Annotated in this window: 22 protein-coding genes and 2 pseudogenes; 6 read left to right on the plus strand and 18 right to left on the minus strand. The window is 53.1% G+C overall.

Features of this window, described 5'->3' with window-relative positions; genetic code table 11:
• Positions 1-320: 320 nt before the first annotated feature.
• Both NNO08_RS14220 and aphA read right to left on the minus strand, forming a co-directional pair.
• Positions 321-677 (minus strand): MmcQ/YjbR family DNA-binding protein, encoded by a 357-nt coding sequence (locus tag NNO08_RS14220; protein WP_006688292.1) that lies wholly within the window; start codon positions 675-677, stop codon positions 321-323.
• A gap of 127 nt (positions 678-804) precedes the next feature.
• On the minus strand, positions 805-1,518 hold the full coding sequence (gene aphA / locus NNO08_RS14225) for an acid phosphatase AphA (RefSeq protein WP_271449293.1): 714 nt from the start codon (positions 1,516-1,518) through the stop codon (positions 805-807).
• 121 nt (positions 1,519-1,639) lie between these two features.
• Between aphA and NNO08_RS23200 the strand changes: the two are divergent.
• Positions 1,640-1,758, plus strand: a pseudogene (locus NNO08_RS23200) (hypothetical protein); the annotation flags it as partial.
• On the opposite strand, the gene tyrB reads toward NNO08_RS23200, so the two are convergent.
• The 3 genes from tyrB to dnaB all read right to left on the minus strand — a co-directional run bounded on the left by tyrB (position 1,759) and on the right by dnaB (position 5,729).
• Positions 1,759-2,952: an aromatic amino acid transaminase gene (gene tyrB / locus NNO08_RS14230; protein WP_271440971.1), complete on the minus strand. Its 1,194-nt coding sequence runs from the start codon at positions 2,950-2,952 to the stop codon at positions 1,759-1,761.
• A gap of 136 nt (positions 2,953-3,088) precedes the next feature.
• Positions 3,089-4,168 (minus strand): alanine racemase, encoded by a 1,080-nt coding sequence (alr, locus tag NNO08_RS14235; RefSeq protein ID WP_271456965.1) that lies wholly within the window; start codon positions 4,166-4,168, stop codon positions 3,089-3,091.
• Between the two features lie 145 nt (positions 4,169-4,313).
• Positions 4,314-5,729 carry a replicative DNA helicase gene (gene dnaB, locus NNO08_RS14240; protein WP_137381179.1) on the minus strand — a complete coding sequence of 472 codons (1,416 nt, stop codon included), beginning with the start codon at positions 5,727-5,729 and terminating at the stop codon, positions 4,314-4,316.
• A gap of 61 nt (positions 5,730-5,790) precedes the next feature.
• On the opposite strand from dnaB, the gene NNO08_RS14245 reads away from it, so the two are divergent.
• Positions 5,791-6,774 (plus strand): quinone oxidoreductase, encoded by a 984-nt coding sequence (locus tag NNO08_RS14245; protein ID WP_271456966.1) that lies wholly within the window; start codon positions 5,791-5,793, stop codon positions 6,772-6,774.
• Positions 6,775-7,002: 228 nt separating this feature from the next.
• Here the strand turns inward: NNO08_RS14245 and pspG are convergent, their stop codons facing one another.
• The 3 genes from pspG to NNO08_RS14260 form a co-directional block, all read right to left on the minus strand.
• Entirely contained in the window at positions 7,003-7,245 is a 243-nt protein-coding gene (pspG, locus tag NNO08_RS14250; protein ID WP_271456967.1) for an envelope stress response protein PspG, read from the minus strand.
• Positions 7,246-7,378: 133 nt separating this feature from the next.
• Entirely contained in the window at positions 7,379-8,377 is a 999-nt protein-coding gene (gene dusA, locus NNO08_RS14255; protein ID WP_271454531.1) for a tRNA dihydrouridine(20/20a) synthase DusA, read from the minus strand.
• 106 nt (positions 8,378-8,483) lie between these two features.
• Entirely contained in the window at positions 8,484-8,972 is a 489-nt protein-coding gene (locus NNO08_RS14260) for a cupin domain-containing protein (protein ID WP_048213928.1), read from the minus strand.
• Positions 8,973-9,087: 115 nt separating this feature from the next.
• On the opposite strand from NNO08_RS14260, the gene zur reads away from it, so the two are divergent.
• Entirely contained in the window at positions 9,088-9,606 is a 519-nt protein-coding gene (gene zur / locus NNO08_RS14265) for a zinc uptake transcriptional repressor Zur (protein ID WP_137381183.1), read from the plus strand.
• A gap of 44 nt (positions 9,607-9,650) precedes the next feature.
• Here zur and NNO08_RS14270 read toward each other — a convergent pair whose 3' ends face one another.
• The 4 genes from NNO08_RS14270 to NNO08_RS14285 form a co-directional block, all read right to left on the minus strand.
• Positions 9,651-9,860 carry a CsbD family protein gene (locus tag NNO08_RS14270; protein WP_005132658.1) on the minus strand — a complete coding sequence of 70 codons (210 nt, stop codon included), beginning with the start codon at positions 9,858-9,860 and terminating at the stop codon, positions 9,651-9,653.
• 136 nt (positions 9,861-9,996) lie between these two features.
• Complete coding sequence (gene dinF / locus NNO08_RS14275; protein ID WP_271440974.1) at positions 9,997-11,316, minus strand: MATE family efflux transporter DinF; 1,320 nt, start codon at positions 11,314-11,316, stop codon at positions 9,997-9,999.
• Positions 11,317-11,437: 121 nt separating this feature from the next.
• Positions 11,438-12,046: a transcriptional repressor LexA gene (gene lexA, locus NNO08_RS14280; protein ID WP_103777801.1), complete on the minus strand. Its 609-nt coding sequence runs from the start codon at positions 12,044-12,046 to the stop codon at positions 11,438-11,440.
• 109 nt (positions 12,047-12,155) lie between these two features.
• A complete protein-coding gene (locus tag NNO08_RS14285) occupies positions 12,156-12,524 on the minus strand; it encodes a diacylglycerol kinase (protein WP_003031701.1) in 369 nt (122 codons plus the stop codon).
• Positions 12,525-12,695: 171 nt separating this feature from the next.
• On the opposite strand from NNO08_RS14285, the gene plsB reads away from it, so the two are divergent.
• Positions 12,696-15,116 (plus strand): glycerol-3-phosphate 1-O-acyltransferase PlsB, encoded by a 2,421-nt coding sequence (gene plsB / locus NNO08_RS14290; RefSeq protein ID WP_188232235.1) that lies wholly within the window; start codon positions 12,696-12,698, stop codon positions 15,114-15,116.
• A 59-nt stretch (positions 15,117-15,175) separates the two neighbouring features.
• On the opposite strand, the gene ubiA is transcribed toward plsB, so the two are convergent.
• The 5 genes from ubiA to malK form a co-directional block, all read right to left on the minus strand.
• Positions 15,176-16,048, minus strand: a complete 873-nt coding sequence (gene ubiA / locus NNO08_RS14295) for a 4-hydroxybenzoate octaprenyltransferase (protein WP_137381186.1) — start codon at positions 16,046-16,048, stop codon at positions 15,176-15,178.
• A 13-nt stretch (positions 16,049-16,061) separates the two neighbouring features.
• Entirely contained in the window at positions 16,062-16,559 is a 498-nt protein-coding gene (ubiC, locus tag NNO08_RS14300; protein ID WP_005132668.1) for a chorismate lyase, read from the minus strand.
• A 180-nt stretch (positions 16,560-16,739) separates the two neighbouring features.
• Positions 16,740-17,687, minus strand: coding sequence for a maltose operon protein MalM (malM, locus tag NNO08_RS14305; RefSeq protein WP_137381187.1), 948 nt, complete (start codon positions 17,685-17,687; stop codon positions 16,740-16,742).
• A gap of 113 nt (positions 17,688-17,800) precedes the next feature.
• Positions 17,801-19,156: a maltoporin gene (locus NNO08_RS14310; RefSeq protein WP_271449296.1), complete on the minus strand. Its 1,356-nt coding sequence runs from the start codon at positions 19,154-19,156 to the stop codon at positions 17,801-17,803.
• Positions 19,157-19,248: 92 nt separating this feature from the next.
• Positions 19,249-20,358 carry a maltose/maltodextrin ABC transporter ATP-binding protein MalK gene (gene malK, locus NNO08_RS14315; protein ID WP_271456968.1) on the minus strand — a complete coding sequence of 370 codons (1,110 nt, stop codon included), beginning with the start codon at positions 20,356-20,358 and terminating at the stop codon, positions 19,249-19,251.
• Between the two features lie 361 nt (positions 20,359-20,719).
• Here malK and malE point away from each other — a divergent pair, with 361 nt between their 5' ends.
• Positions 20,720-21,910, plus strand: a complete 1,191-nt coding sequence (gene malE, locus NNO08_RS14320) for a maltose/maltodextrin ABC transporter substrate-binding protein MalE (RefSeq protein ID WP_003031680.1) — start codon at positions 20,720-20,722, stop codon at positions 21,908-21,910.
• A gap of 15 nt (positions 21,911-21,925) precedes the next feature.
• Here malE and NNO08_RS23205 read toward each other — a convergent pair.
• Positions 21,926-22,000: pseudogene (locus NNO08_RS23205) on the minus strand (hypothetical protein); the annotation flags it as partial.
• Between the two features lie 40 nt (positions 22,001-22,040).
• Between NNO08_RS23205 and malF the strand changes: the two are divergent.
• A complete protein-coding gene (gene malF / locus NNO08_RS14325) occupies positions 22,041-23,585 on the plus strand; it encodes a maltose ABC transporter permease MalF (RefSeq protein ID WP_121585325.1) in 1,545 nt (514 codons plus the stop codon).
• The last annotated feature ends 153 nt before the right edge of the window (positions 23,586-23,738 follow it).

The following is a 23,738-nucleotide window of genomic DNA, read 5'->3' on the forward strand; positions in this document are numbered from 1 at the left end:
ACACCCGGCAATGGCTGTGCCTGATGGCGCTGTGCTTATCAGGCCTACGAAACGGACCGAAAATACATAAATAGCCGTAGGCCGGATAAGGCGCTTGCGCCGCACCCGGCAACGGTTGCGCCTGATGGCGCTGTGCTTATCAGGCCTACGAAACGGACCGAAAATACATAAATAGCCGTAGGCCGGATCAGGCGCTTGCGCCGCATCCGGCAACGGTTGCGCCTGATGGCGCTGTGCTTATCAGGCCTACGAAACGGGTCGAAAATACATAAATAGCTGTAGGCCGGATAAGGCGCTTGCGCCGCATCCGGCGAAACGGATCAGGGTTGCGCCAGTATCCGGCGTTTATCTTCCGGTAGCGTGTTCACCGCCTGCTGATAAGAGGCATCGACCAGATAATAAATTTGCGAATCCGGCAACGAGCCGTCCAGATACACCGTACTCCAGTGCGCTTTGTTCAGATGCCGGCTTGGCCGGACATCACTATGCTGCTGGCGTAACAACTCCGCCAGTTCTGGGCTGGTTTTCAGAGAGACTGCCGGGCGTTCTTCCACCTCTTTTACCATGGCAAAGAGCACATCTTCGACTTTGATTTGTGTGGCTTTCCAGTCACTGTGCACGCTCTGCTCCGCGCCTGTTTTCGCCATGCAGTATTGCAGCAACTCCGAATTCGTCATTTTTATTCCCCTTACCAGCAAGTCGCCTAATGAGAACATCATTTATTCAGTGTGCAGCAAGTCCGCAAAAGGTAAAAGCCGGTAACGTAAATTTGTTTAAAAAATCATCACCCCGCATTCGGTGACCTCAGTACTCTGAATTTACGATCACCTCTTCGCCAAACCCTCCTGCCTGTGGCAGCGGCTTATAGGTAGAGTTAGAGGCGCGCAGAATACGAATCCCGCGGATACCGACATCGCGAGCGGCGGTGATGTCATTATCGGAGTCGCCGTAGAACATGCGGATATTTTTTTCCTGCAACCACTGCGTTTTGGTGTTCTGCCCTGGCTTGTCACCGGCAAAAATAACCGGATTCATATTTGCAGACGGGATGTGGAAGTTATCAGCCAGCGTTTTAGAGACCGTTTCGGTCTTCGTCGGGCTGCGTCCAGTCACGAAAAAGATGCTGTCCCCACGACGCACGTGCATATCAATCAACTGCCGCGCTACTTCTTTCGGAATGCTGAATTCATCCCAACCGTTGTTCATTTTCTCCCAAAAGGCTGGGTTTTTCAGGTAATCCTCGCTGTCCGGGGAGTACGTTTTTTTACCGCGCCAGAAGCCCGGGCTGGAAAAGAGAACCGTATCATCGATATCAAAGCCAACGGCCATCGGCGGGCGGCCCGTCAAACTATTTTCAATTTGTGCAACAGAGACCCAGTGAATGGGGGCCTGCTCAGCAAGTTTTGCAACGTTAGTACCTGGATTGAGCTGAGAAGGAGAAGAAACTAAAGCCTGGGCTGGCTGATTCAACGTGAACAATAAACAAACGGCACTCAGTGCCAAAGTAATCTTGCGCATATTTTTCCCTAAGTAGTCAGTTAGTTATGATTTTTTATTTAACAACTGGTCAAAAAACTATCTGACCTTACCCCCTGGGGGAAGGGAAAGGAAGGATTTTCTCTGGTTTTGTTACAGAAAAAGAGGACGATCACACTGGGAAACGTGCCTGATGGCGCTACGCTTATCAGGCCTACAAATGAAAAATCCATATGCCTTTGTAGGCCGGATAAGGCATTTACGCCGCCATCCGGCACCTAATTACATTACTGCGGCAAATGCCTTCGCAACCCGCTTCACGTTGCCGTGATTCAAGCCCGCAACGCACATGCGTCCACTGGCAATCAGGTAAACACCAAACTCATCACGCAGGCGGTCAACCTGAGCCGCACTCAGCCCAGTATAGCTGAACATACCACGCTGTTGCAGCAGGTAGTCGAAATTACGGCCCGGAATCTCAGCGTTCAGCACGTTGACCAGTTCCTGACGCATCGCCAGAATACGGGTACGCATTACCTCAACTTCCGCCAGCCAGCTGGCTTTCAGCTCTTCATCACCCAGTACCGCGGCAACAACCTGTGCGCCAAAGTTTGGCGGGCTGGAGTAGTTACGACGAACCGTCGCTTTTAGCTGCCCCAGAACACGACTAGCGGCATCTGCGTCTTCACACACCACAGAAAGCCCGCCAACACGTTCGCCATACAACGAGAAAATCTTCGAGAATGAGTTGCTGACCAGAGTCGGTAAACCAGCACTCGCAATCGCGCGGATGGCGTAGGCATCATCTTCCATTCCGCCACCAAAGCCCTGGTAGGCAATGTCGAGGAACGGGATCAGGTCGCGCGCTTTCAGGATCTCAATAACCGCATCCCACTGTGCTGGTGTTAAATCCGCACCCGTCGGGTTATGGCAGCACGGATGGAGCAGCACAATGCTACGCGCTGGCAAGGTGCTCAATGTTGCCAGCAGGTCGTTGAAACGAACGCCATTAGTCACGTCGTCATACCATGGGTAAGTACTTACTTCGAATCCCGCACCTTCAAAAATCGCGATATGGTTTTCCCACGTCGGGTCGCTGACCCATACGCCAGAATCAGGGAAGTAACGCTTCAGGAAGTCCGCTCCCACTTTTAACGCACCAGACCCCCCCAGCGTCTGAATCGTTGCCACACGCTGTTGCTGGAGTACCGGATGCTGCGCCCCGAACAGTAGCGGCGCAATGGTATGGCGATACGTGTTCAGACCTTCCATCGGCAAATACAGCGAAGCGCCATGCGGCTTCGCATTGAGGCGGGCTTCCGCTTCTGCAACGGCTTTAAGTTGAGGAATAATCCCATCTTCGTTGTAATACAGACCAATGCTGAGGTTCACTTTGTCGCTACGTGAATCCTCTTTAAAGCGCTCCATGAGCGATAAAATCGGGTCGCCAGCGTAGGCGTCAACTTTTTGAAACACGTGTGGTTCTCCAGGTTTACAGGCAGTGGGATAAGAACACAATAAACCGGAAGCGGGAGAAGATCGAGAGGATGTTGCAGTTGGTGAGAATATTGCCGGATGGCGACGGTAGCGCCTGATCCGGCATATCAGGTAATTAATCGATATATTTCATCGCAACCCTTGATGTCAGGCGCGTGATAAGTTCGTAAGCACTTACTTTCGTCATCTCTGCGATGCGTTCCACAGGCAGGCCATCGCCCCACAGGATCACGGGATCGCCCGCTTTGTCCTGCGCCTCGGGGCCTAAATCAACGCAGATCATATCCATCGCAACACGACCGACAATCGGCACTTCACGGCCGTTAACCAGCACTGGCGTACCCGACGGCGCAGCTCGCGGATAACCATCGCCATACCCCATCGCCACCACTCCGAGACGTGTGTCGCGTTCGCTCTGCCATGTGCCACCATAACCCACTGGCTCACCAGATTTATGCTCGCGCACGGCAATCAGGCTTGATGTCAGTGACATCACTGGCTGGCAACCAAAATCTTCTCCGATGGAGTGATTTTCCAGCGGCGATACACCGTACAGAATCAGACCCGGACGCGCCCAATCGAAGTGAGACTGCGGCCACAGCAAAATACCGCCAGATGCAGCAATTGATCGCTGCCCCGGTTTACCTGCGCAAAAGCTATTGAAGATATCGAGCTGCTTTTCGGTCGCGCCACACTCAGGTTCGTCGGCACGGGCAAAGTGGCTAACGATATTGACCGGCTGGCGCACGTTTTCACATTGCGTCAAGCGCTGATAAAACGCCTCAGCCTGCTCCGGGCGTACGCCCAGGCGGTGCATACCCGTATCGAGCTTCATCCAGACAGTGACAGGTTCAGTCAGTTCGGCCGCTTCCAGAGCATCAAGCTGCTCCTGGTTATGTACGGCAGTATGCAGACGCTGCGCGGATATCGTCGGCAAATCGGAAGCATCAAAAAATCCCTCCAGCAGCAGGATGGGTTGCGTGATCCCTCCCGCGCGTAGCCGCAGGGCTTCTTCAAGACGAGCGACACCAAAAGCGTCCGCATCCGGGAGCGTTCGCGCGGTCTCTAACAGACCATGGCCGTAAGCGTTCGCTTTCACGACCGCAACCAGTTTACTGGCAGGTGCCAGTTCACGCAGACGTTGCAGGTTGTGTCGCAGAGCGCGGCGGTTAATGACAACAGTTGCCGCTTGCATTTTAATTCCTTAATAAAAGAATCGCCTAAATCATTCGTGTTGCAGAAAGGCGACAAGCCTGAGAATCCCCGGGAGCTTAGTAAACTAAGTGACCGGGGTGAACAGGCGTAGCCAACGCATCTGCAGCATGAAGGATGACGGAGATTTATTCGTCGTCGTATTGTGGGCCCGCATAATTATCGAATCGCGACCACTGTCCGTTAAACGTCAGACGTACCGTACCGATTGGGCCGTTACGTTGCTTACCAATAATGATTTCTGCGATCCCTTTCAGGTCGCTGTTTTCGTGATAAACCTCATCACGATAGATAAACATGATTAAGTCGGCATCCTGCTCAATAGAGCCTGATTCACGCAAATCTGAGTTGACCGGGCGCTTGTCAGCACGTTGTTCCAGAGAACGGTTAAGCTGTGACAGCGCCACCACCGGCACATGCAGTTCTTTCGCTAACGCTTTCAGCGAGCGGGAAATTTCGGCAATTTCCAGCGTACGGTTATCGGAAAGCGACGGTACACGCATCAGCTGCAGGTAGTCGATCATGATAAGTCCGATACCGCCGTGTTCACGGGCGATACGGCGTGCGCGCGATCGCACTTCCGTTGGCGTCAGACCGGAGGAATCATCAATATAGATGTTTCGTTTCTCCAGCAAAATACCCATTGTTCCGGAAATCCGCGCCCAGTCTTCATCATCCAGTTGACCGGTACGGATTTTGGTCTGGTCCACGCGCGAAAGCGAGGCCAGAGAACGCATCATGATCTGTTCTGAGGGCATCTCGAGACTGAAGATAAGAACCGGCTTATCCTGCAACATCGCCGCATTTTCGACGAGGTTCATCGCAAATGTCGTTTTACCCATCGACGGACGTGCCGCGACAATAATCAAGTCCGACGGCTGTAGACCCGCGGTCTTTTTGTTGAGGTCGTCATAGCCGGTATTCACCCCGGTGACGCCGTCGTGCGGCTGCTGGAACAACTGTTCAATACGCGCGACGGTGGCATCGAGCACATCGGTAATATTTTTCGGGCCTTCGTCTTTATTGGCGCGGCTTTCGGCAATTTTAAAGACACGGGATTCCGCGAGATCCAGCAGGTCTTCACTGGAGCGTCCTTGCGGATCGAAACCCGCTTCCGCAATCTCATGGGCCACCGAAATCATGTCACGAACAACGGCGCGTTCGCGGACGATATCAGCATAGGCGCTAATATTCGCCGCACTTGGCGTGTTTTTAGATAACTCAGCCAGGTATGCAAAACCGCCGACGCTGTCCAGTTGCCCCTGAACTTCCAGCGACTCTGCCAACGTAATCAGGTCGATAGGTTTTCCCATCTCCTGCAGGCGATGCATTTCGGTGAAAATATGCCGATGTGGGCGGGTGTAAAAGTCCTCCGCAACCACGCGCTCGGCCACATCGTCCCAGCGTTCGTTATCCAGCATTAAACCGCCCAACACCGACTGTTCCGCTTCAATCGAGTGCGGCGGTACTTTCAGCCCGGCGACCTGGAGATCGCGCTCACGAGCATCAGTCTGTTGTTTGTTGAAGGGTTTATTTCCTGCCATAGTGAATGGAGTTACCGAGATAATGATTGGGTCGAAAGATTACCACATTTCTGGAGGAAGCATGGCAACACGTATTGAATTTCACAAGCACGGCGGCCCTGATGTACTGAAGGCTGTGGAGTTTACGCCCGTTGACCCGGCGGAACATGAAATCCAGGTCGAGAACAAAGCGATTGGCATCAACTACATCGACACCTACATCCGCAGTGGACTTTATCCGCCTCCCTCGTTACCCAGTGGTCTGGGCACAGAAGCCGCAGGCGTGGTCAGTAAAGTCGGCAGCAAAGTGACGCACATTAAAGTTGGCGACCGTGTGGTGTATGCCCAGTCAACACTTGGCGCGTACAGCTCAGTGCACAACGTGCCAGCCGATAAAGCCGCCATTCTGCCTAATGCCATCTCTTTTGAGCAGGCAGCGGCCTCATTTCTGAAAGGGTTGACCGTTTTTTATCTGTTACGTAAAACCTACGAAATCCAGCCCGACGAGCCCTTCTTGTTCCATGCTGCAGCGGGCGGCGTTGGGCTGATTGCCTGCCAGTGGGCAAAAGCGCTGGGAGCGAAGCTGATTGGTACTGTCGGCAATGCGCAGAAGGCGCAAATAGCGCAGCAGGCCGGTGCATGGCAAGTGATTAACTACCGTGAAGAAAGTATCGTCGAACGGGTTAAGGAAATCACCGGTGGTAAAAAAGTACGGGTGGTATACGACTCGGTGGGGAAAGATACCTGGGAAGCCTCACTGGATTGCCTGCAACGCCGGGGATTGATGGTCAGCTTTGGCAACGCCTCCGGGCCGGTAACCGGCGTTAACTTAGGTATTCTGAATCAGAAAGGCTCGCTGTATGTCACGCGCCCTTCTCTGCAGGGTTACATCACCAACCGCCACGAATTAACGGAAGCCAGCAATGAGCTTTTCTCGTTGATTGCCAGTGGGGTGATTAAAGTGGATGTTGCGCCTGGTCAGACATTCGCGCTGCACGACGCACGGCGTGCCCATGAAGTGCTGGAAAGCCGCGCCACGCAGGGTTCGAGTTTGCTGATCCCGTGAGACTTCCCTCTTAAATAATTCAAGCAGCCAACACACCTGCGGTTTGAATTATGACGGGGAAAGAAAGAATTAGGGCTTCCCGCAGGAAGCCCTTTCTTTTTTTAGTTCGGCTGTATGTAGGGTACAGCTCGATGAATTCGTTAACCACGCAATAGTGACAGATTTGATAATCAATTCCTATTTGGTTCTAAAGGCAATGTTGCAGGTTGTGACGCACCGCTCAATACCTCAGTAAAAGCGGCGGTTATTGCGCTGATACTGTGGGACTTTTGGCGCTTTAATCGCCTTAATCACCCACACCACGGCGACGGCCAGCAGCAGCCAGGGAAGCAGTTTAATCATCAACGCAAACATCCCACCGAGGAACATCACTACCGTCGCCACCATCAGCGCGGCGAGGATGCCCAACAGTGATATGCCAGTGACCATCAACATGATAAAAAAGCCAATCACAAAAAGTAGTTCCAGCATGACGCTCTCCCGAAATGAAATTCTCTCCATTGCATTACAAGAAACATGCCAAAATTAATGCATTGATTTATAACGAAAACGCCCCGCGATAAAACGCAGGGCGTGGTGAAATTGACTAACTTTTGGTGAGAACTTAACGCTTATCTGCGACCAGTTTCAGCGCATGTTCCAGAACGTTAATATCAGCCCCGGCTTTATGCGCATTTTCACTCAGATAACGACGCCACTGACGTGCGCCTGGAATGCCCTGGAACAACCCGAGCATATGTCGGGTCACATGCCCCAGATACGTCCCCTGACTCAGCTCCCGCTCAATATAGGGATACATGGCGCGCACCACGGCGACAGGGTCAGCATCCGGAGTAGTCGCAGCAAAAATTTCACGGTCGACCGATGCCAGAATCCCCGGGTTTTGATAGGCTTCCCGACCCACCATTACGCCGTCCATATATTGCAGATGCGTCTTTGCTTCTTCCAGTGATTTAATTCCACCGTTTATCGACATCGTCAGGTGCGGGAAATCACGCTTCAACTGATAAACACGGTCATAATCCAGCGGCGGGATCTCACGGTTTTCTTTCGGGCTTAACCCGGACAGCCAGGCCTTGCGGGCGTGGATGATAAACATCTCACACTCACCGTTACCGGAAACCGTATTGATGAAGTCACACAGGAATTCGTAGCTGTCCTGGTCATCAATGCCAATACGCGTTTTCACCGTCACCGGAATCGACACCACATCGCGCATCGCCTTCACGCAATCGGCGACCAGTTGCGCATTCCCCATCAGGCAAGCGCCAAACATCCCGTTTTGTACGCGATCGGAAGGGCAGCCGACGTTGAGGTTAATCTCGTCATAACCTCGTGCTTCAGCCAACTTTGCGCACTGGGCCAGCGCGGCCGGATCGCTCCCACCTAGCTGCAGTGCAACCGGATGTTCTTCTTCGCTATACGCCAGGTAATCGCCTTTGCCATGAATAATTGCCCCGGTGGTCACCATCTCCGTATAGAGCAACGTCTGGCGGGACAGCAGGCGCAAAAAGTAACGGCAGTGTCTGTCCGTCCAGTCGAGCATCGGCGCGATAGAAAAACGATGAGCGGGAAAAGCGGTAGACTGAGATTCAGGCAGCATGGCGAATATTCAAGCATCCGGTTAAAAAAGGGGCGCTACTATAGCATAGACCGTTGCGATAGTGAGCCACATCGTCGTGGATAGCGCCCTTCGTTCGCGTAGATCGTCATTTCCGCCCAGGTTTTCCGTCGTGTGGACCAAAAAACTGTGGAGGATGGTCAACCCAGCGATCCTCACGCGTGACCGCGTAGACCGGATTGAGCGGATAGTAGATACGGTTATGCTTCTTGTTCGCCTCACCGACGACCAGCAGCCGCACCTCGTCGCTGGTGTTGTTGATAAAAGTGTGGCACACGCCGGTTCCTGCCGGAAAACCGACGCTATCGCCGGGTTCCAGCTTCCATAAGTAACCATTTATCCAGGCTTCCGGGTAGCCTTCCAGCACGTAGATAAACTCTTCTTCATCGCTTTCAGCGTGTGGATAAGAAGTACGACGCCCCGGCGGCAGGCGTTCGTGATGAATGCCTAATCGCCCTAACCCCAACCTGCGGGCCAACGGCGCGCCAATAGAAAATAGCTCATCGCTACCTGGATAGGTGGAGTCATCAGGCCCCTCAACTTCACGCCAGTGGCGAATACAATCGGGTCTTTTCATGTTAATTTTCCAGTGTTGCGATGCGTCAGGTATAGCACACAGCGGTGGATCTCGGCGTTTTAAGCAGAACATGATAAAGTAAGGGATTAACCTTCCACACAAATCGAGGCGCCAAATGGACAAAACCACCACGCAGGAGTTATTGGCTCAAGCTGAAAAACTCTGTGTGCAACGTAACGTGCGACTAACGCCACAACGCCTCGAAGTGCTGCGCCTGATGAGCCTGCAGGAAGGGGCGATCAGCGCCTATGATCTGCTTGATCTGCTGCGGGAAACCGAGCCGCAGGCCAAACCCCCTACCGTGTATCGTGCGCTTGATTTTCTGCTTGAACAAGGTTTTGTGCACAAAGTGGAATCCACCAACAGCTATGTGCTCTGTCATCTGTTCGATCAGCCAACCCATAGCTCGGCAATGTTTATTTGTGACCGCTGTGGCGTGGTAAAAGAAGAGTGTGCGGAAGGCGTGGAAGATATTATGCATACGCTGGCAGCTAAAATGGGATTTGCTCTGCGCCATAACGTGATTGAAGCCCACGGCCTGTGTCCGGCATGTGTGGAAGTGGAATCATGCCGCCATCCTGGCGATTGCCAGCATGACCATACCATTCAGGTGAAGAAGAAAGTCGGGCGGTAAATAAAAGAGCGAACATCCTTGTACTCTCAGGAGGGAGGGGTTAATTACCAGCGGTAATCGTTGCGTTTTTCCCAATCTTTAACTTCTTTCTCCGCCTGATCTTTCGCGTACCCGTATCGTTCCTGGACTTTACCTACCAGTTGGTCGCGTTTACCTTCAATGACCGTCATATCATCATCAGTCAGTTTGCCCCATTGCTCTTTCACTTTACCTTTGAACTGTTTCCAGTTACCGCTGACTTCGTCTTTATTCATCATCAAGTCCTCATCGTTAGGTTGTGAATAGCGAGAGTGCTGCGCCCGGATACATGCTGTTTTTGCTGGGCGTGATAATAAGTGTAGTCAGGGATTCTGGGTTTTATTTACTATTCAGAATTTTTAACCATAAGCATCAGGCAAACCAGGTGCCATTACGCCAGTGACGTCGCCAGATGAAGGCCAGTGAAAGCCCGCGCAGCGCGAGAAAAACGGTTAACGCCAGCCACAAGCCGTGGTTTCCAAGCCACGGTAAAGCCAGTAGCGTTAACGCGAAACCCGCGGCCGCAACGGCCATGCTGTTACGCATTTCCGCGGCTCGTGTTGCGCCAATGAACATCCCGTCCAGCAGATAACACCAGACGCCCACCAGCGGTAAAATCACCTGCCAGATGAGATAGCGATCGGCCAGAAGTTGGATCTGCGGCAATGAGGTCAATAGCGTAATGATCTGCTCGCCGAACAGGGCATAGACCAGGGAAAACAGGATCGCCACGATACCCGACTGCCGGCAAGCCGCCCGCCAGACATCCAGCAACTGGCTACCATCGCGTGCCCCATAGGCCTGGCCAGAGTGCGCTTCTACAGCATAGGCAAATCCGTCCAGCGCGTAGGCGGTAAACGTCAGCAGGGTCATCAGAACGGCATTAACCGCAATGATATCGCCCCCCAGACGCGCGCCCAGCACCGTGATAGCGCCAAAACAGAGTTGCAGCAGCAACGAGCGCAGCATGATGTCGCGGTTAAGCGCCAGTAAACGGCGGAAGTTGCCGCGCCACGCAAGCTTCAACATCGCCAGCGAAATTCCGCGTATATGCAGGACTTTACGTACCATCATCAGGCCGATCAGCAAAGTGGCATATTCGGCAATCACCGTCGCCAGCGCCGCGCCCTGCACGTTCATATGCAGGCCCATCACCAGCCACAAATCGAGCGCGATGTTAAGCACATTGCCAACAATCAGCAGGATAACCGGCGCGCGTGCATACTGGACGCCAAGCAGCCAGCCAAGCAGCACCAGATTTGCCAGCGAGGCGGGCGCGCTGAGCCAGCGGATTTCCAGGAACCTTCGGGCCTGCTCCAGCACCGCTTCACTACCTCCCACGATATGTAACGCCAGGCTGATAATCGGTGTACGAAACAGTGCGATAAGCAATCCGGCACCCAACGCCAGCATCAGCGGCTGAACCAGCGCGCGTGCCAGTGCCTGCGGATTTTTCGCGCCGAACGCCTGGGCTGTCAGACCGGTGGTACTCATGCGTAAAAACAGCAGCAGCATAAAGAGAAAACTGGTCGCTGTTGCGCCAACGGCAACGCCGCCAAGATAGACCGGGCTATCCAGATGACCAATCACCGCCGTGTCCACCAGCCCCAGCAGTGGAACAGTGATGTTGGAGAAAATCATCGGTAAGGCAAGGTGCCAAAGTGCTTTATCAGAGGAGGTAAAGAAAGGCATGGAAAGGAGCCTGAAAAGAAATTAACGCGTTTTTGTAGACCCGATAAGCGTAGCGTCATCGGGCAATTTGCCGGAGAGCGGCGTAAACGCCCTTTCCGGCCTACAGGAAATCAGCTGATCATTACAGCCATTCACCGTTACGAATCACGCCAACAGCCAACCCTTCAATAGTGAAGCTTTGCTCACGTAGATCAACAATAATTGGCTTAAACTCGCTGTTTTCTGGCAGAAGTTCAACCTTGTTGCCCTGCTTTTTCAGGCGCTTAACCGTGACTTCATCATCAATACGGGCAACAACGACCTGGCCGTTACGTACGTCCTGCGTTTTATGCACAGCCAGTAAATCGCCATCCATAATCCCGATATCTTTCATCGACATACCGCTGACGCGCAGCAGAAAATCGGCGTTCGGTTTGAACAGTGATGGGTCAACCTGGTAATGGCCTTCTATGTGCTGCTGTGCCAGAAGTGGCTCACCGGCCGCGACACGACCAACAAGCGGTAAGCCTTCCTCTTCTTCCTGCAGCAGACGAATACCACGCGATGCGCCAGAAACAATTTCCAGCACACCTTTCCGCGCCAGCGCTTTCAGGTGTTCTTCAGCCGCGTTTGGGGAACGGAACCCCAAACGCTGCGCGATCTCCGCACGCGTCGGTGGCATACCTGTCTGGCTGATGTGATCTCTAATGAGATCAAACACCTCTTGCTGCCTGGCCGTTAACGCTTTCATTCCGCCCCCTGGGTGTATATACAGTTATGCTGTGAGTATATACAGCTAAAGGCGAATTTGGAACCGCAAACTGCACAAAAAACAGGAGATTTATGAAGTTGTGGAATCTTTATCGCAAATGCGACCACAACAGGATGCCCCAGGTGATCAGAGCGACGAAAATAGAAAGCAATACCGCAGCCGATCCCATATCTTTCGCCCGGCCAGAAAGCTCGTGATACTCAGAACCAACTCGGTCGACAACCGCCTCAATGGCGCTGTTCAGAATTTCAACGATCATCACCAGCATCACCGAACCAATCAGCAGTACGCGGGTAATTGCGTCAACGTCCAGCCAGCAGGCAATGGCTACCCCCAACAGTACGGCAACGCTTTCCTGACGGAATGCCGCCTCATTGATCCATGCGGCGCGGAAACCTTTCCAGGAATAGCCTGCTGCTTTGATAATCCGGGTGAATCCAGTGGTATTATTGGCCATCAAAAGAACCTTTTTACATTATTAGCGTTAGTATTATTGTCTCGTTACCCTGTTTGTTTCAGGGCATAAGCAAAGCTGCGCGAAGTATGACGGGATACCACAGAAATTCACTAAACTTTCTGATATCCTTGCAGCGCATTTGCATTATTAACCAGAGGCTTTACATCGTTTATGTCCGGCTGGCCACGAATTTACTACAAATTACTGAATTTACCATTAAGCATCCTGGTAAAAAGCAAGTCTATCCCGGCGGAACCCGCCCCGGAATTGGGACTCGATACCTCTCGTCCCATTATGTACGTCTTACCGTACAACTCAAAAGCTGACTTGCTGACACTGCGTGCCCAATGTCTGGTGCACGACCTCCCCGATCCCCTGGAACCGCTGGAGATAGACGGGACTTTGCTGCCGCGCTACGTGTTTATACACGGCGGCCCGCGTGTATTCACCTATTACACGCCAAAAGAAGAGTCCATCAAGCTGTTCCATAACTATCTCGATCTGCATCGCAGCAACCCCGATTTGGATGTGCAGATGGTGCCGGTATCGGTGATGTTTGGCCGAGCCCCAGGGCGCGAGAAAGGCGAGGTCAACCCGCCACTGCGCATGCTGAATGGCGTGCAGAAATTCTTTGCCGTCTCCTGGCTGGGGCGCGACAGTTTTGTCCGCTTCTCACCTTCCGTCTCCCTGCGCCGCATGGCAGACGAACACGGCACAGATAAAACCATCGCACAGAAACTGGCACGCGTGGCGCGTATGCACTTTGCCCGCCAGCGCTTAGCCGCGGTTGGCCCTCGCCTCCCTGCCCGCCAGGATCTGTTTAATAAACTGCTGGCCTCAAAAGCCATCGCACGCGCGGTGGAAGATGAAGCACGCAGCAAAAAAATCTCCCATGAAAAGGCGCAGCAAAACGCTATCGCATTGATGGAAGAGATTGCCGCGAATTTCTCCTATGAGATGATCCGCCTGACGGACCGTATCCTGGGCTTTACCTGGAACCGTCTGTACCAGGGAATTAACGTTCACAATGCCGAGCGCGTACGCCAACTGGCGCACGACGGGCATGAAATCGTCTATGTGCCGTGCCACCGCAGCCATATGGACTACATGCTGCTGTCGTATGTTCTGTACCATCAGGGGCTGGTTCCACCGCATATCGCTGCAGGTATCAACCTGAACTTCTGGCCGGCAGGTCCGATTTTCCGTCGTCTGGGCGCATTCTTTATTCGTCGTACGTTTAAAGGCAATAAGCTCTATTCCACCGTATTCCGCGAATACCTGGGCGAGTTGTTCAGCCGTGGTTACTCGGTTGAATACTTTGTCGAAGGTGGCCGCTCACGTACCGGCCGTCTGCTTGACCCGAAAACCGGCACCCTGTCGATGACCATCCAGGCGATGCTGCGTGGCGGTACGCGTCCGATTACCCTCGTTCCGATTTACATCGGCTATGAGCATGTGATGGAAGTGGGAACTTACGCCAAAGAGCTGCGTGGCGCGACCAAAGAGAAAGAGAGCCTGCCGCAAATGCTACGCGGTTTGAGCAAGCTACGTAATCTGGGTCAGGGCTACGTTAACTTTGGCGAACCTATGCCATTGATGACCTACCTGAATCAGCATGTGCCGGAGTGGCGCGAATCTATCGATCCTATCGAGTCTATTCGCCCGGCCTGGCTGACGCCGACGGTAAATAACATTGCCGCCGATCTGATGGTACGCATTAACAACGCAGGCGCAGCTAACGCCATGAACCTGTGTTGTACCGCGTTACTGGCTTCCCGTCAGCGTTCTTTGACGCGCGAGCAGCTAACCGAACAGCTCGATTGCTACCTGAGCCTGCTACGCAATGTGCCGTATGCTTCGGATACGACAGTACCGACACAAAGCGCCAGTGAACTGATCGACCACGCCTTGCAGATGAACAAATTTGAGGTTGAGAAAGACACCATCGGTGACATCATCATTCTGCCGCGAGAGCAGGCGGTACTGATGACCTACTACCGCAACAACATTGCGCACATGCTGGTGCTACCTTCGTTGATGGCCGCGATTGTGACTCAGCACCGTCGGATTTCACGCGCCGCATTGCAGCAGCATATTGAAGCGCTATACCCGATGCTGAAAGCAGAGCTGTTCCTGCGTTGGGAGCGCGATGAGCTTGCCGGTGTGATTGACGAGCTGGCCAACGAAATGCAGCGTCAGGGTCTGATAACCCTGCAGAACGATGAGCTGCATATCAACCCGGTTCACTCTCGCACGCTTCAGCTGTTGGCTGCGGGCGCACGTGAAACACTACAGCGCTATGCCATTACCTTCTGGCTGCTGAGTGCGAACCCGTCCATCAACCGCAGTACACTGGAAAAAGAGAGCCGCACCGTGGCACAACGTCTTTCCGTACTGCACGGTATCAACGCACCGGAGTTCTTCGATAAAGCCGTGTTCAGCTCTCTGGTGCTGACGCTGCGTGACGAGGGCTACATCAGCGATACCGGTGATGCCGAACCGGAAGAAACGATGAAGATTTATCAGATGCTGGCCGAACTGGTCACATCCGATGTGCGTCTGACCATCGAAAGCGCAACGCAGGGCGAGTAAGCATAAAAAAACCGGTCAAAATGAAATGACCGGTTTTTATTTTGCAGGTTAAGCCAAACTCAAAGGTGCCAGTAGCTCATCGCCAGCCCTAAGAACAGCACCAGCCCCACATAGTTATTGTTCATAAACGCTTTAAAGCAGGCATCCCGTTCACGATCGACAATCAGTTTCTGCTGATACACAAACAGCGCGCCCGCCACCAGCAGTGACCAGTAATAGCCCAGTCCTAACCCATTCAACCAGCCCACCGTCGCCATCAGCGCCAAAACACCGACCTGCAGAATGCCAATAATCAGCTTATCGTTCTGACCGAACAGAATGGCGGTCGATTTAATGCCAATCTTCAGATCGTCATCACGATCAACCATCGCGTACTGGGTGTCATACGCCACCGCCCAGAGAATGTTGGCGAGGAACATCAACCAGCAGCTCAGCGGAACAGATTCACTGACGGCGGCGAACGCCATGGGAATAGACCAGCCAAACGCCGCCCCCAGCACCACCTGCGGCAGGTGCGTATAGCGTTTCATGAAGGGATAAACCCACGCCAGTGCTAACGCCGCAACGGACAACAAAATCGTCATCGTGTTAAGAGTCAGAACCAGCAGGAAGGCGAGCAACACCAGCACAACAAACAGCGTTCGGGCCTCTTTCTCCGTGACTGCACCGCTCGGCAGCGGTCGGTTTGCGGTGCGTTTGACGTGTCCGTCAAATTTCCTGTCGGCATAATCATTCACCACGCATCCGGCAGCGCGCATCAGCCACACACCGGCGACAAACACCGCCAGTATCCACAATTGCGGTACGCCAGGGGTCGCTACCCACAGCGCCCACAGCGTCGGCCAGAGCAGCAGTAAGGCGCCAATTGGCTTATCCGTACGCATCAAGCGGTGAAACGCCAGCAGCTTATTCTGCGTCAGACTCCACTCCATCTTTATCTTCCTCTCAGTACAACGGCGATGCAGGCAAAAAAAGCTCGGTAAGCATCAGCGGCTTACCGCTCAGCCGCAGGCGGGAACGACGTCCCCACAGCGCTGCATCGCGGCCAATCTCAATAAAATCGCGGGTCAATGTCGATGATGTAAACAGATAGCGCCCGAGCGGGGTTTTCCCCAGATTTTGTAAAGCCAGTTCGGGGCCGCACAAGGTGGATTCCGGCACGACAGTCCGACCGGCAAGCCACGGCTCACCATCCGCGCATAACAGGATTTCCCGCAACCAATAGCGGGATTCTGCCGGCAACAGCGTCAACTCTTCAGTGACCTCATTTTGCCCAACGAATCCTTCTCGTATCAATGTTACGGTGACCTGTTTTCCCTGCTGCTCAAAACGTTTGGTCATGGAATCTTCCAGTAACAACCAGTCGAGCAATTGAGGGTCAAGCGACGGGATCGCATCAAAATAACGCAGAGCACGCAGTTGCGTTAACGCGGGGTGTGGCATGCCTTACTCTCCGATTCATAACCTGAGGGCATTGTATCGCAGAAAAGGCTTTGCGGGGTGAGCAAACACGATTAAGTGATCGGTAGGGCAACATAAGTGTAACAAGTAGCATCGAAGGATAAAAAAAGGTGCGCCAGGAGACGCACCAGTTGTTGCAAAATCAACAATGTGGGGAGATGGTTACCCCTTGCCTTTTACACTGCTGATAAAGGTGGAACGGGCAGATTTGGATCCCAGACGTTCAGCTTCATCAAGCAGCTTCAGCGCTTTATCAACATCACCTTTCGCCACGGCATCCTTAATCGCCTGGTTAAAATAGTTCTCAGTGTCATTCAGCACCGGTTCACTTTTCTTCACGGGTTGCGGTGCCGGCGCGGCTACCGCGGCAGCCGGAGCCGCATAAGCCACCGCAGGCGCTGCGGTATTACCCACTGTCACCGGCCCCGGGCCAGAGGAACCAAATAACGGCCCAACCAGCACGCTGGAGGTGCTGTTGGTTTTCACCTGCAGTTTCACCAGACCATCGGTAGTATGGCGGGCAATCGGGTCCGGAATATCCGGAACAGCGTTGCCCACACCCTTGGCATACGCTTTCGCCGGGTCAAGCAGCGTGGTGGTCTGTTGGAGATCTTTATCAGTAGTAAAGACCAGAACATAAAGCTTCTGCTGTCCCAGCGCTGGCGTCAGACGCATCACGCCTTCCAGGCGATCCGCACTCATCACACCCGGAGCCTGGTAGGTAAAGTAACTGCTGGGGAAGAACGCAGATGGCGTCATGTTCTGATCAAGAATTAAGACGTTTGGCGCAAATACACTGGTTTGTTTGTTAACTTCACTGCTCAGCGTCAGGGTCAGTTCACCAATGTTGGCCGGTACGCTATAGGCGGCTACCGGGCCGCTAATACCGGCAATGTCCAGACGCTGTCCCGCTGTCGCCAACGGGGTTGACTGGGTTTTCGATTGGTCGACTGGCGTCCAGGTCAGCTGTTGCAATGCAGCCGTCGGAATCGACGGTGCAGCGGCGGTGTCCTGCGGAACGATATTCACATCGGCCAGGCTGATTCCAGGAACGCTGGCAAATAACCCTGCCGATAAACAAAGGGCAACGAGACTTTTCTTCATTTTCATTGTTATCACCTCAGATAGCATGGGTTCAGCGGTGGCCAGGCAATAGCGCGCTAAACCGTAAGTAAGAGGGGCTTACGCCCCTCTTTAGGTCATTACGTCAGGTTAATGCTGGATTACCACCAGATTTCCATCTGGGCACCGAAGGACCACTCGTCGCTATCGCCACGGCTGGTTGTGCTGATACCGGAGTTGGTTGCAGCAGCATATTTAGAGACCGAATCTCCGTTTTTCACGTAGCCCCATTCTTCATCCCATTTGGCATAGGTTGCAAAGACGCGGATTGCCGGACGAGACCAGATGCTATCGCCTGCCTGCCACTGTTGCGCCAGGGTGATTTTGTATTGGCTGTTGCGATCGCCAGTCTGTTGAGATTTGACGTTGTCGTAGCCGACTTCCATCAGGGTGCTCATGATTGGCGTCCATTTGTACATCGGACGAATACCCACGGTGTACCATTCAGTACCCAGGTCGTTATCCATGTCGATATTCTGATACATACCGACGTACATCAGGTCCCACTTGTCGCCCAGAGAGATAGCACCGTGGTCAAGTACGCGCACCAGGCTACCGTTGTTATTGATGTTGTTGTTTACATGATGGATAACGGGATCATTTGGTGTTGCCTGGGTATCGAAGGTTGAACCGTAAGTACCCTGCGAGCCACCTTTACCCTGCGTGGTCATCGCATCAGTTGCATACTGAACCACGAACTTGTTATAGCCCTTCAGCATGCTCTGAGTATGTTCTGCAGTGAACATCCAGCCATCTTTAGATGCGCTATCCGCGTAGCTATAACCGTCAGTTTTATTCGCACGACCGTAGTCAACACCCAGTTCCAGCATGCCGTCCGGGTTAATGGCCATCTGCGCTAAACGCATGTCGAATACGTCGTTCGCGGTATCTTTGGATGTGTCGTAGATATTCTGGCTACTGAAGGTGTAAGAACCACCCGCTTCCTGAGAACGGGTTGCGGCCAGAGACAGTTTACCGAAGCCCAGATCGATGTTTTCAATACCGGCACCAGGACCTGAAATATCCCAGTAGTAGAAGTCGATCATATGGACGTCATGACGCTGGTAGAAACGTTTACCGGCCCAGATGGTGGAACCCGGCAGCCATTCAATCAGGTTTTTACCCTGCACGTTGGCTTCGCGGAAAGCAGGATCGGTCGCTTCCCAGTCATTCTGCTGTGCAACGGAGTAGGCAACGTTGGTGTCGAAGTAGAAGCTCTTATCGCCCTCTTTCCACACTTCCTGACCTAATTTGATTTCCGCATAGGTTTCACATTCGTTACCAAGACGGTATTTACTTTGGGCACCAGTTGCCTGGAAACACTGTTGTTCACCGCCGCTACCTGTCCAGCCAATGCCGGAACGAGCATAACCATGGAAATCCACAGCCATTGCCTGAACAGACATAATGCCTGCTGCTACAGCAACCGCCAGAGGGAGTTTGCGCAGAGTAATCATCGTTCTATCTCCTGAGATCATTGCTTTTCTTTAAACGCTGCCACCTTCTGCAACTACGAATGGTTTTGCGTTTCGTTTTTTTTATGGGGACCTTAAACGCCCGGCTCCTGATGCAACCGACGACATGCAGTGCCATCCTCACGGAACAGATGGCAACGCTCTGGCGGCAGGCCGATAGCGAATGTGGCACCCTCTTCTACCAACACCACGTCGTTCTGGCGGTAAACCAGGTTCTGACGGATGGCGGGGATCTGGATATGGATTTGAGTTTCGTGACCAAGCTGCTCGACTACCTGTACTTCACCTTCGAGGGTGACATCAGCAATATCGCTGGGCAGCAGATGTTCCGGGCGGATACCTAAAGACATATTGGCGCCAACCTGCACCGCGCGGCTTTCCACTGGTAGCCATATTTGCTGGCGGTTAGGCAGCTCAACCTGAACCTGATCGATCGCCGTTGCCGTCACTTTCACCGGCAGGAAGTTCATCTTTGGCGAACCAATAAACCCGGCAACAAAGCGGTCAGCCGGGTAGTGGTATAGCTCGAGGGGTTTACCGACCTGCGCAACGCGGCCGGCATCCAGCACCACAATTTTGTCGGCCAGGGTCATCGCTTCGACCTGATCGTGGGTGACGTAAATCATCGTGCGGCCAAGACGCTTATGCAGGCGGGAGATTTCAATGCGCATCTGGACGCGCAGTGCGGCATCGAGGTTTGACAGCGGTTCGTCCAACAGAAAGACACGTGGCTCTGCAACCAGCGTACGGCCAATTGCCACACGCTGACGTTGCCCACCGGAGAGCGCTTTGGGTTTGCGCTCCAGCAGATGGGCCAGTTGCAGCACCTCCGCAACCTGATTAACACGCTGGTTCATCACCTCTTTTTTCGCGCCAGCGAGTTTGAGGCCAAATGACATGTTTTCTGCGACGGACAAATGGGGATACAGCGCATAGGACTGGAAGACCATCCCCACACCACGTTCGGCGGGTGGAATGTCGTTCATCCGGGTCCCCCCGATAAACAAATCACCATTGGTAATGGTCTCAAGTCCGGCGATCATACGCAGCAAGGTTGACTTACCACAGCCTGACGGTCCGACAAACACCACGAATTCCCCTTCGTGAATGTCGAGATTGATATCTTTCGATACCACCACGTCACCCCAGGCTTTCGTTACATTTCGCAGCTGTACGCTCGCCATGCCCTTCTCCCTTCGTTACAACCTGTCATCGACAGCAACATTCATTGATGGATTGACTATGCGTTATCCCTTAACTGCGTGAATCCTCCACCCCCCAGCTTTTTTATGGGGGAGGAGGCGGGAGGATGAGAGAGCTGCGTCTGAGACCCTGGCTACCTGCCTCAGAGGAATTTCGTGATGCAGCCTGCAAAAATCAGTGGGTTTTTATGTGCGCCAGTACGCATTACTCACATTTATGTAACACAGATCACATAAAGAACGGGTGGGGCGTAGGGGTAAGGAGGATGGAAAGAGGTTGTCGTATAAAGAAACTAGTAACCGTTAAGCCACCTCTGCAAAATCACCAAACAGGATGGGAACTATGAAAATCAAAACTGGCGCACGCATCCTCGCATTGTCCGCATTGACGACGATGATGTTCTCCGCCTCGGCTCTCGCCAAGATTGAAGAAGGTAAGCTGGTTATCTGGATTAACGGCGATAAAGGCTACAACGGCCTCGCTGAAGTGGGCAAAAAATTCGAGAAAGACACGGGTATCAAAGTCACCATTGAGCACCCTGACAAGCTGGAAGAAAAATTCCCGCAGGTTGCCGCGACCGGTGATGGCCCGGACATCATCTTCTGGGCGCATGACCGTTTTGGTGGTTACGCACAGTCTGGCCTGCTGGCCGAAATCACCCCGGACAAAGCGTTCCAGGACAAACTCTATCCGTTCACCTGGGATGCCGTACGCTATAACGGCAAGCTGATTGCCTACCCAATCGCGGTTGAAGCGCTGTCGCTGATTTATAACAAAGACCTCGTGCCGAACCCGCCAAAAACATGGGAAGAGATCCCTGCGCTGGATAAAGAGCTGAAGGCGAAAGGTAAATCTGCACTGATGTTCAACCTGCAAGAACCGTACTTCACCTGGCCGCTGATTGCTGCCGACGGTGGTTACGCATTCAAGTTTGAAAACGGCAAGTACGATGTGAAAGACGTCGGTGTGGATAACGCTGGCGCGAAAGCCGGTCTGACCTTCCTGGTTGATCTCATCAAGAACAAACACATGAACGCGGATACCGACTACTCCATCGCTGAAGCGGCCTTTAACAAAGGCGATACCGCGATGACCATTAACGGCCCGTGGGCATGGTCGAACATCGACAAGAGCAAAATCAACTACGGCGTAACGCTGCTGCCAACCTTCAAAGGCAAAGCGTCTAAACCGTTTGTTGGGGTACTGAGCGCCGGTATTAACGCCGCCAGCCCGAACAAAGAACTGGCAAAAGAGTTCCTCGAAAACTACCTGCTGACCGATCAGGGTCTGGATGAAGTGAACAAGGACAAACCGCTGGGTGCCGTTGCGCTGAAATCCTTCCAGGATCAATTAGCAAAAGATCCACGCATCGCTGCCACCATGGATAACGCCCAGAAAGGCGAAATCATGCCGAACATCCCGCAGATGTCAGCGTTCTGGTACGCCGTTCGTACCGCAGTGATCAACGCAGCCAGCGGTCGTCAGACTGTTGATGCTGCACTGAAAGACGCACAGGGTCGTATCACCAAGTAGTGCTGTAGCACACGTGCCGGATGGCGGCATAAATGCCTTATCCGGCCTACAACTCACCGTAGGCCGGATAAGCGCAGCGCCATCAGGCACTTTTGCCGACAGATGTTCAATGTTGTAGAGGAAGATCCCCATGGATGTCATTAAAAAGAAACACTGGTGGCAAAGCGACACGCTGAAATGGTCAGTGATGGGTCTGCTTGGGCTACTGGTCGGTTACCTTGTTGTTTTGATGTACGCTCAGGGGGAGTACCTGTTTGCCATCATGACGCTGATTTTAAGCTCTGCTGGCCTGTATATTTTCGCTAACCGTAAAGCCTATGCCTGGCGCTATGTTTATCCTGGTGTCGCGGGGATGGGGCTGTTTGTTCTGTTTCCGTTGGTTTGCACCATTGCCATTGCCTTTACCAACTACAGCAGCACTAACCAGCTGACCTTTGAACGCGCTCAACAAGTCCTGATGGAGCGTTCATATCAGGCGGGCAAAACCTATAATTTCGGCTTGTACCCGGCGGGTGATGAGTGGCAACTGGCCCTTACCGACGGTGAAACAGGAAAAAATTACGTTTCCGATGCCTTTAAATTTGGCGGCGAGCAGAAACTGCAACTGAAGGACGCAGATGCACTGCCAACTGGCGAACGCGCGACGCTGCGCATCATCACCCAAAATCGTCAGGCGCTGACGCAGTTAACGGCCATTCTGCCGGATGACAGCAAAGTTATCATGAGTTCACTGCGTCAGTTCTCCGGCACGCAGCCGCTCTATACGCTCGCTGATGACGGCACACTCACCAATAACCAGAGCGGCGTAAAATACCGCGCCAACAACGATATTGGTTACTATCAGGCCATTAACGCTGACGGGAGCTGGGGTACAGAAAAGCTCAGCCCAGGCTATACCGTCGCTATTGGGTGGGACAACTTCACCCGCGTCTTTACCGATGAAGGCATCCAGAAGCCGTTCTTCGCCATCTTTGTCTGGACGGTAGTCTTCTCGGTACTGACCGTTATTTTGACCGTTGCCGTAGGGATGGTGCTGGCCTGTCTGGTGCAGTGGGAATCCCTGAAAGGTAAAGCGATTTACCGCGTCCTGCTGATCCTACCCTATGCCGTGCCGTCGTTTATCTCGATTCTGATTTTCAAAGGATTGTTCAACCAAAGCTTTGGTGAAATCAACATGATGCTGAGCACACTGTTTGGCATCAAACCGGCCTGGTTCAGCGACCCAACCACCGCGCGTTCGATGATTATCATCGTCAATACCTGGTTGGGCTATCCGTACATGATGATCCTGTGCATGGGTCTGCTGAAGGCGATTCCTGATGACCTGTATGAAGCATCAGCAATGGATGGCGCCGGTCCGTTCCAGAACTTCTTTAAGATTACGCTTCCGCTGCTGATTAAGCCGCTAACGCCGCTGATGATTGCCAGCTTTGCCTTTAACTTTAACAACTTCGTGCTGATTCAACTGTTGACCAACGGTGGCCCGGACCGACTTGGCACCACCACACCAGCCGGTTATACCGACCTGCTCGTGAGCTACACCTACCGTATCGCCTTTGAAGGCGGCGGCGGTCAGGACTTCGGTCTGGCGGCGGCGATTGCCACGCTGATCTTCCTGCTGGTAGGCGCACTGGCGATCGTGAACCTGAAAGCCACACGTATGAAGTTTGATTAATTGGAATAACCAGGCGTCATTGGCGCGGGCAGTTTGAGCTCGGCCAGCGCGGAAGAACCGGAGCGTACACGTAGTACGTGAGGATTCTGAGCACTGCCGAGTTCAAAATGGCAAGCAAAATAGCCTGGAGCGGTATCAAGGGGAGTAAAAAAT

It is taken from the genome of Citrobacter sp. Igbk 17, assembly GCF_028069775.1.
Classification (GTDB): domain Bacteria; phylum Pseudomonadota; class Gammaproteobacteria; order Enterobacterales; family Enterobacteriaceae; genus Citrobacter.

What these genes read in the sequence shown, in the direction of transcription:
- zur (WP_137381183.1), top strand. Translation starts at nt 9,088, where the DNA reads ATGGACAAAACCACCACGCAGGAGTTATTGGCTCAAGCTGAAAAACTC.
- NNO08_RS14270 (WP_005132658.1), bottom strand. Translation starts at nt 9,860, where the DNA reads ATGAATAAAGACGAAGTCAGCGGTAACTGGAAACAGTTCAAAGGTAAA.
- alr (WP_271456965.1), bottom strand. Translation starts at nt 4,168, where the DNA reads ATGCAAGCGGCAACTGTTGTCATTAACCGCCGCGCTCTGCGACACAAC.
- malM (WP_137381187.1), bottom strand. Translation starts at nt 17,687, where the DNA reads ATGAAAATGAAGAAAAGTCTCGTTGCCCTTTGTTTATCGGCAGGGTTA.
- malF (WP_121585325.1), top strand. Translation starts at nt 22,041, where the DNA reads ATGGATGTCATTAAAAAGAAACACTGGTGGCAAAGCGACACGCTGAAA.
- NNO08_RS14245 (WP_271456966.1), top strand. Translation starts at nt 5,791, where the DNA reads ATGGCAACACGTATTGAATTTCACAAGCACGGCGGCCCTGATGTACTG.
- NNO08_RS14285 (WP_003031701.1), bottom strand. Translation starts at nt 12,524, where the DNA reads ATGGCCAATAATACCACTGGATTCACCCGGATTATCAAAGCAGCAGGC.
- dnaB (WP_137381179.1), bottom strand. Translation starts at nt 5,729, where the DNA reads ATGGCAGGAAATAAACCCTTCAACAAACAACAGACTGATGCTCGTGAG.
- malK (WP_271456968.1), bottom strand. Translation starts at nt 20,358, where the DNA reads ATGGCGAGCGTACAGCTGCGAAATGTAACGAAAGCCTGGGGTGACGTG.
- dusA (WP_271454531.1), bottom strand. Translation starts at nt 8,377, where the DNA reads ATGCTGCCTGAATCTCAGTCTACCGCTTTTCCCGCTCATCGTTTTTCT.
- ubiC (WP_005132668.1), bottom strand. Translation starts at nt 16,559, where the DNA reads ATGCCACACCCCGCGTTAACGCAACTGCGTGCTCTGCGTTATTTTGAT.
- pspG (WP_271456967.1), bottom strand. Translation starts at nt 7,245, where the DNA reads ATGCTGGAACTACTTTTTGTGATTGGCTTTTTTATCATGTTGATGGTC.
- dinF (WP_271440974.1), bottom strand. Translation starts at nt 11,316, where the DNA reads ATGCCTTTCTTTACCTCCTCTGATAAAGCACTTTGGCACCTTGCCTTA.
- ubiA (WP_137381186.1), bottom strand. Translation starts at nt 16,048, where the DNA reads ATGGAGTGGAGTCTGACGCAGAATAAGCTGCTGGCGTTTCACCGCTTG.
- NNO08_RS14310 (WP_271449296.1), bottom strand. Translation starts at nt 19,156, where the DNA reads ATGATTACTCTGCGCAAACTCCCTCTGGCGGTTGCTGTAGCAGCAGGC.
- plsB (WP_188232235.1), top strand. Translation starts at nt 12,696, where the DNA reads ATGTCCGGCTGGCCACGAATTTACTACAAATTACTGAATTTACCATTA.
- aphA (WP_271449293.1), bottom strand. Translation starts at nt 1,518, where the DNA reads ATGCGCAAGATTACTTTGGCACTGAGTGCCGTTTGTTTATTGTTCACG.
- NNO08_RS14260 (WP_048213928.1), bottom strand. Translation starts at nt 8,972, where the DNA reads ATGAAAAGACCCGATTGTATTCGCCACTGGCGTGAAGTTGAGGGGCCT.
- lexA (WP_103777801.1), bottom strand. Translation starts at nt 12,046, where the DNA reads ATGAAAGCGTTAACGGCCAGGCAGCAAGAGGTGTTTGATCTCATTAGA.
- malE (WP_003031680.1), top strand. Translation starts at nt 20,720, where the DNA reads ATGAAAATCAAAACTGGCGCACGCATCCTCGCATTGTCCGCATTGACG.
- NNO08_RS14220 (WP_006688292.1), bottom strand. Translation starts at nt 677, where the DNA reads ATGACGAATTCGGAGTTGCTGCAATACTGCATGGCGAAAACAGGCGCG.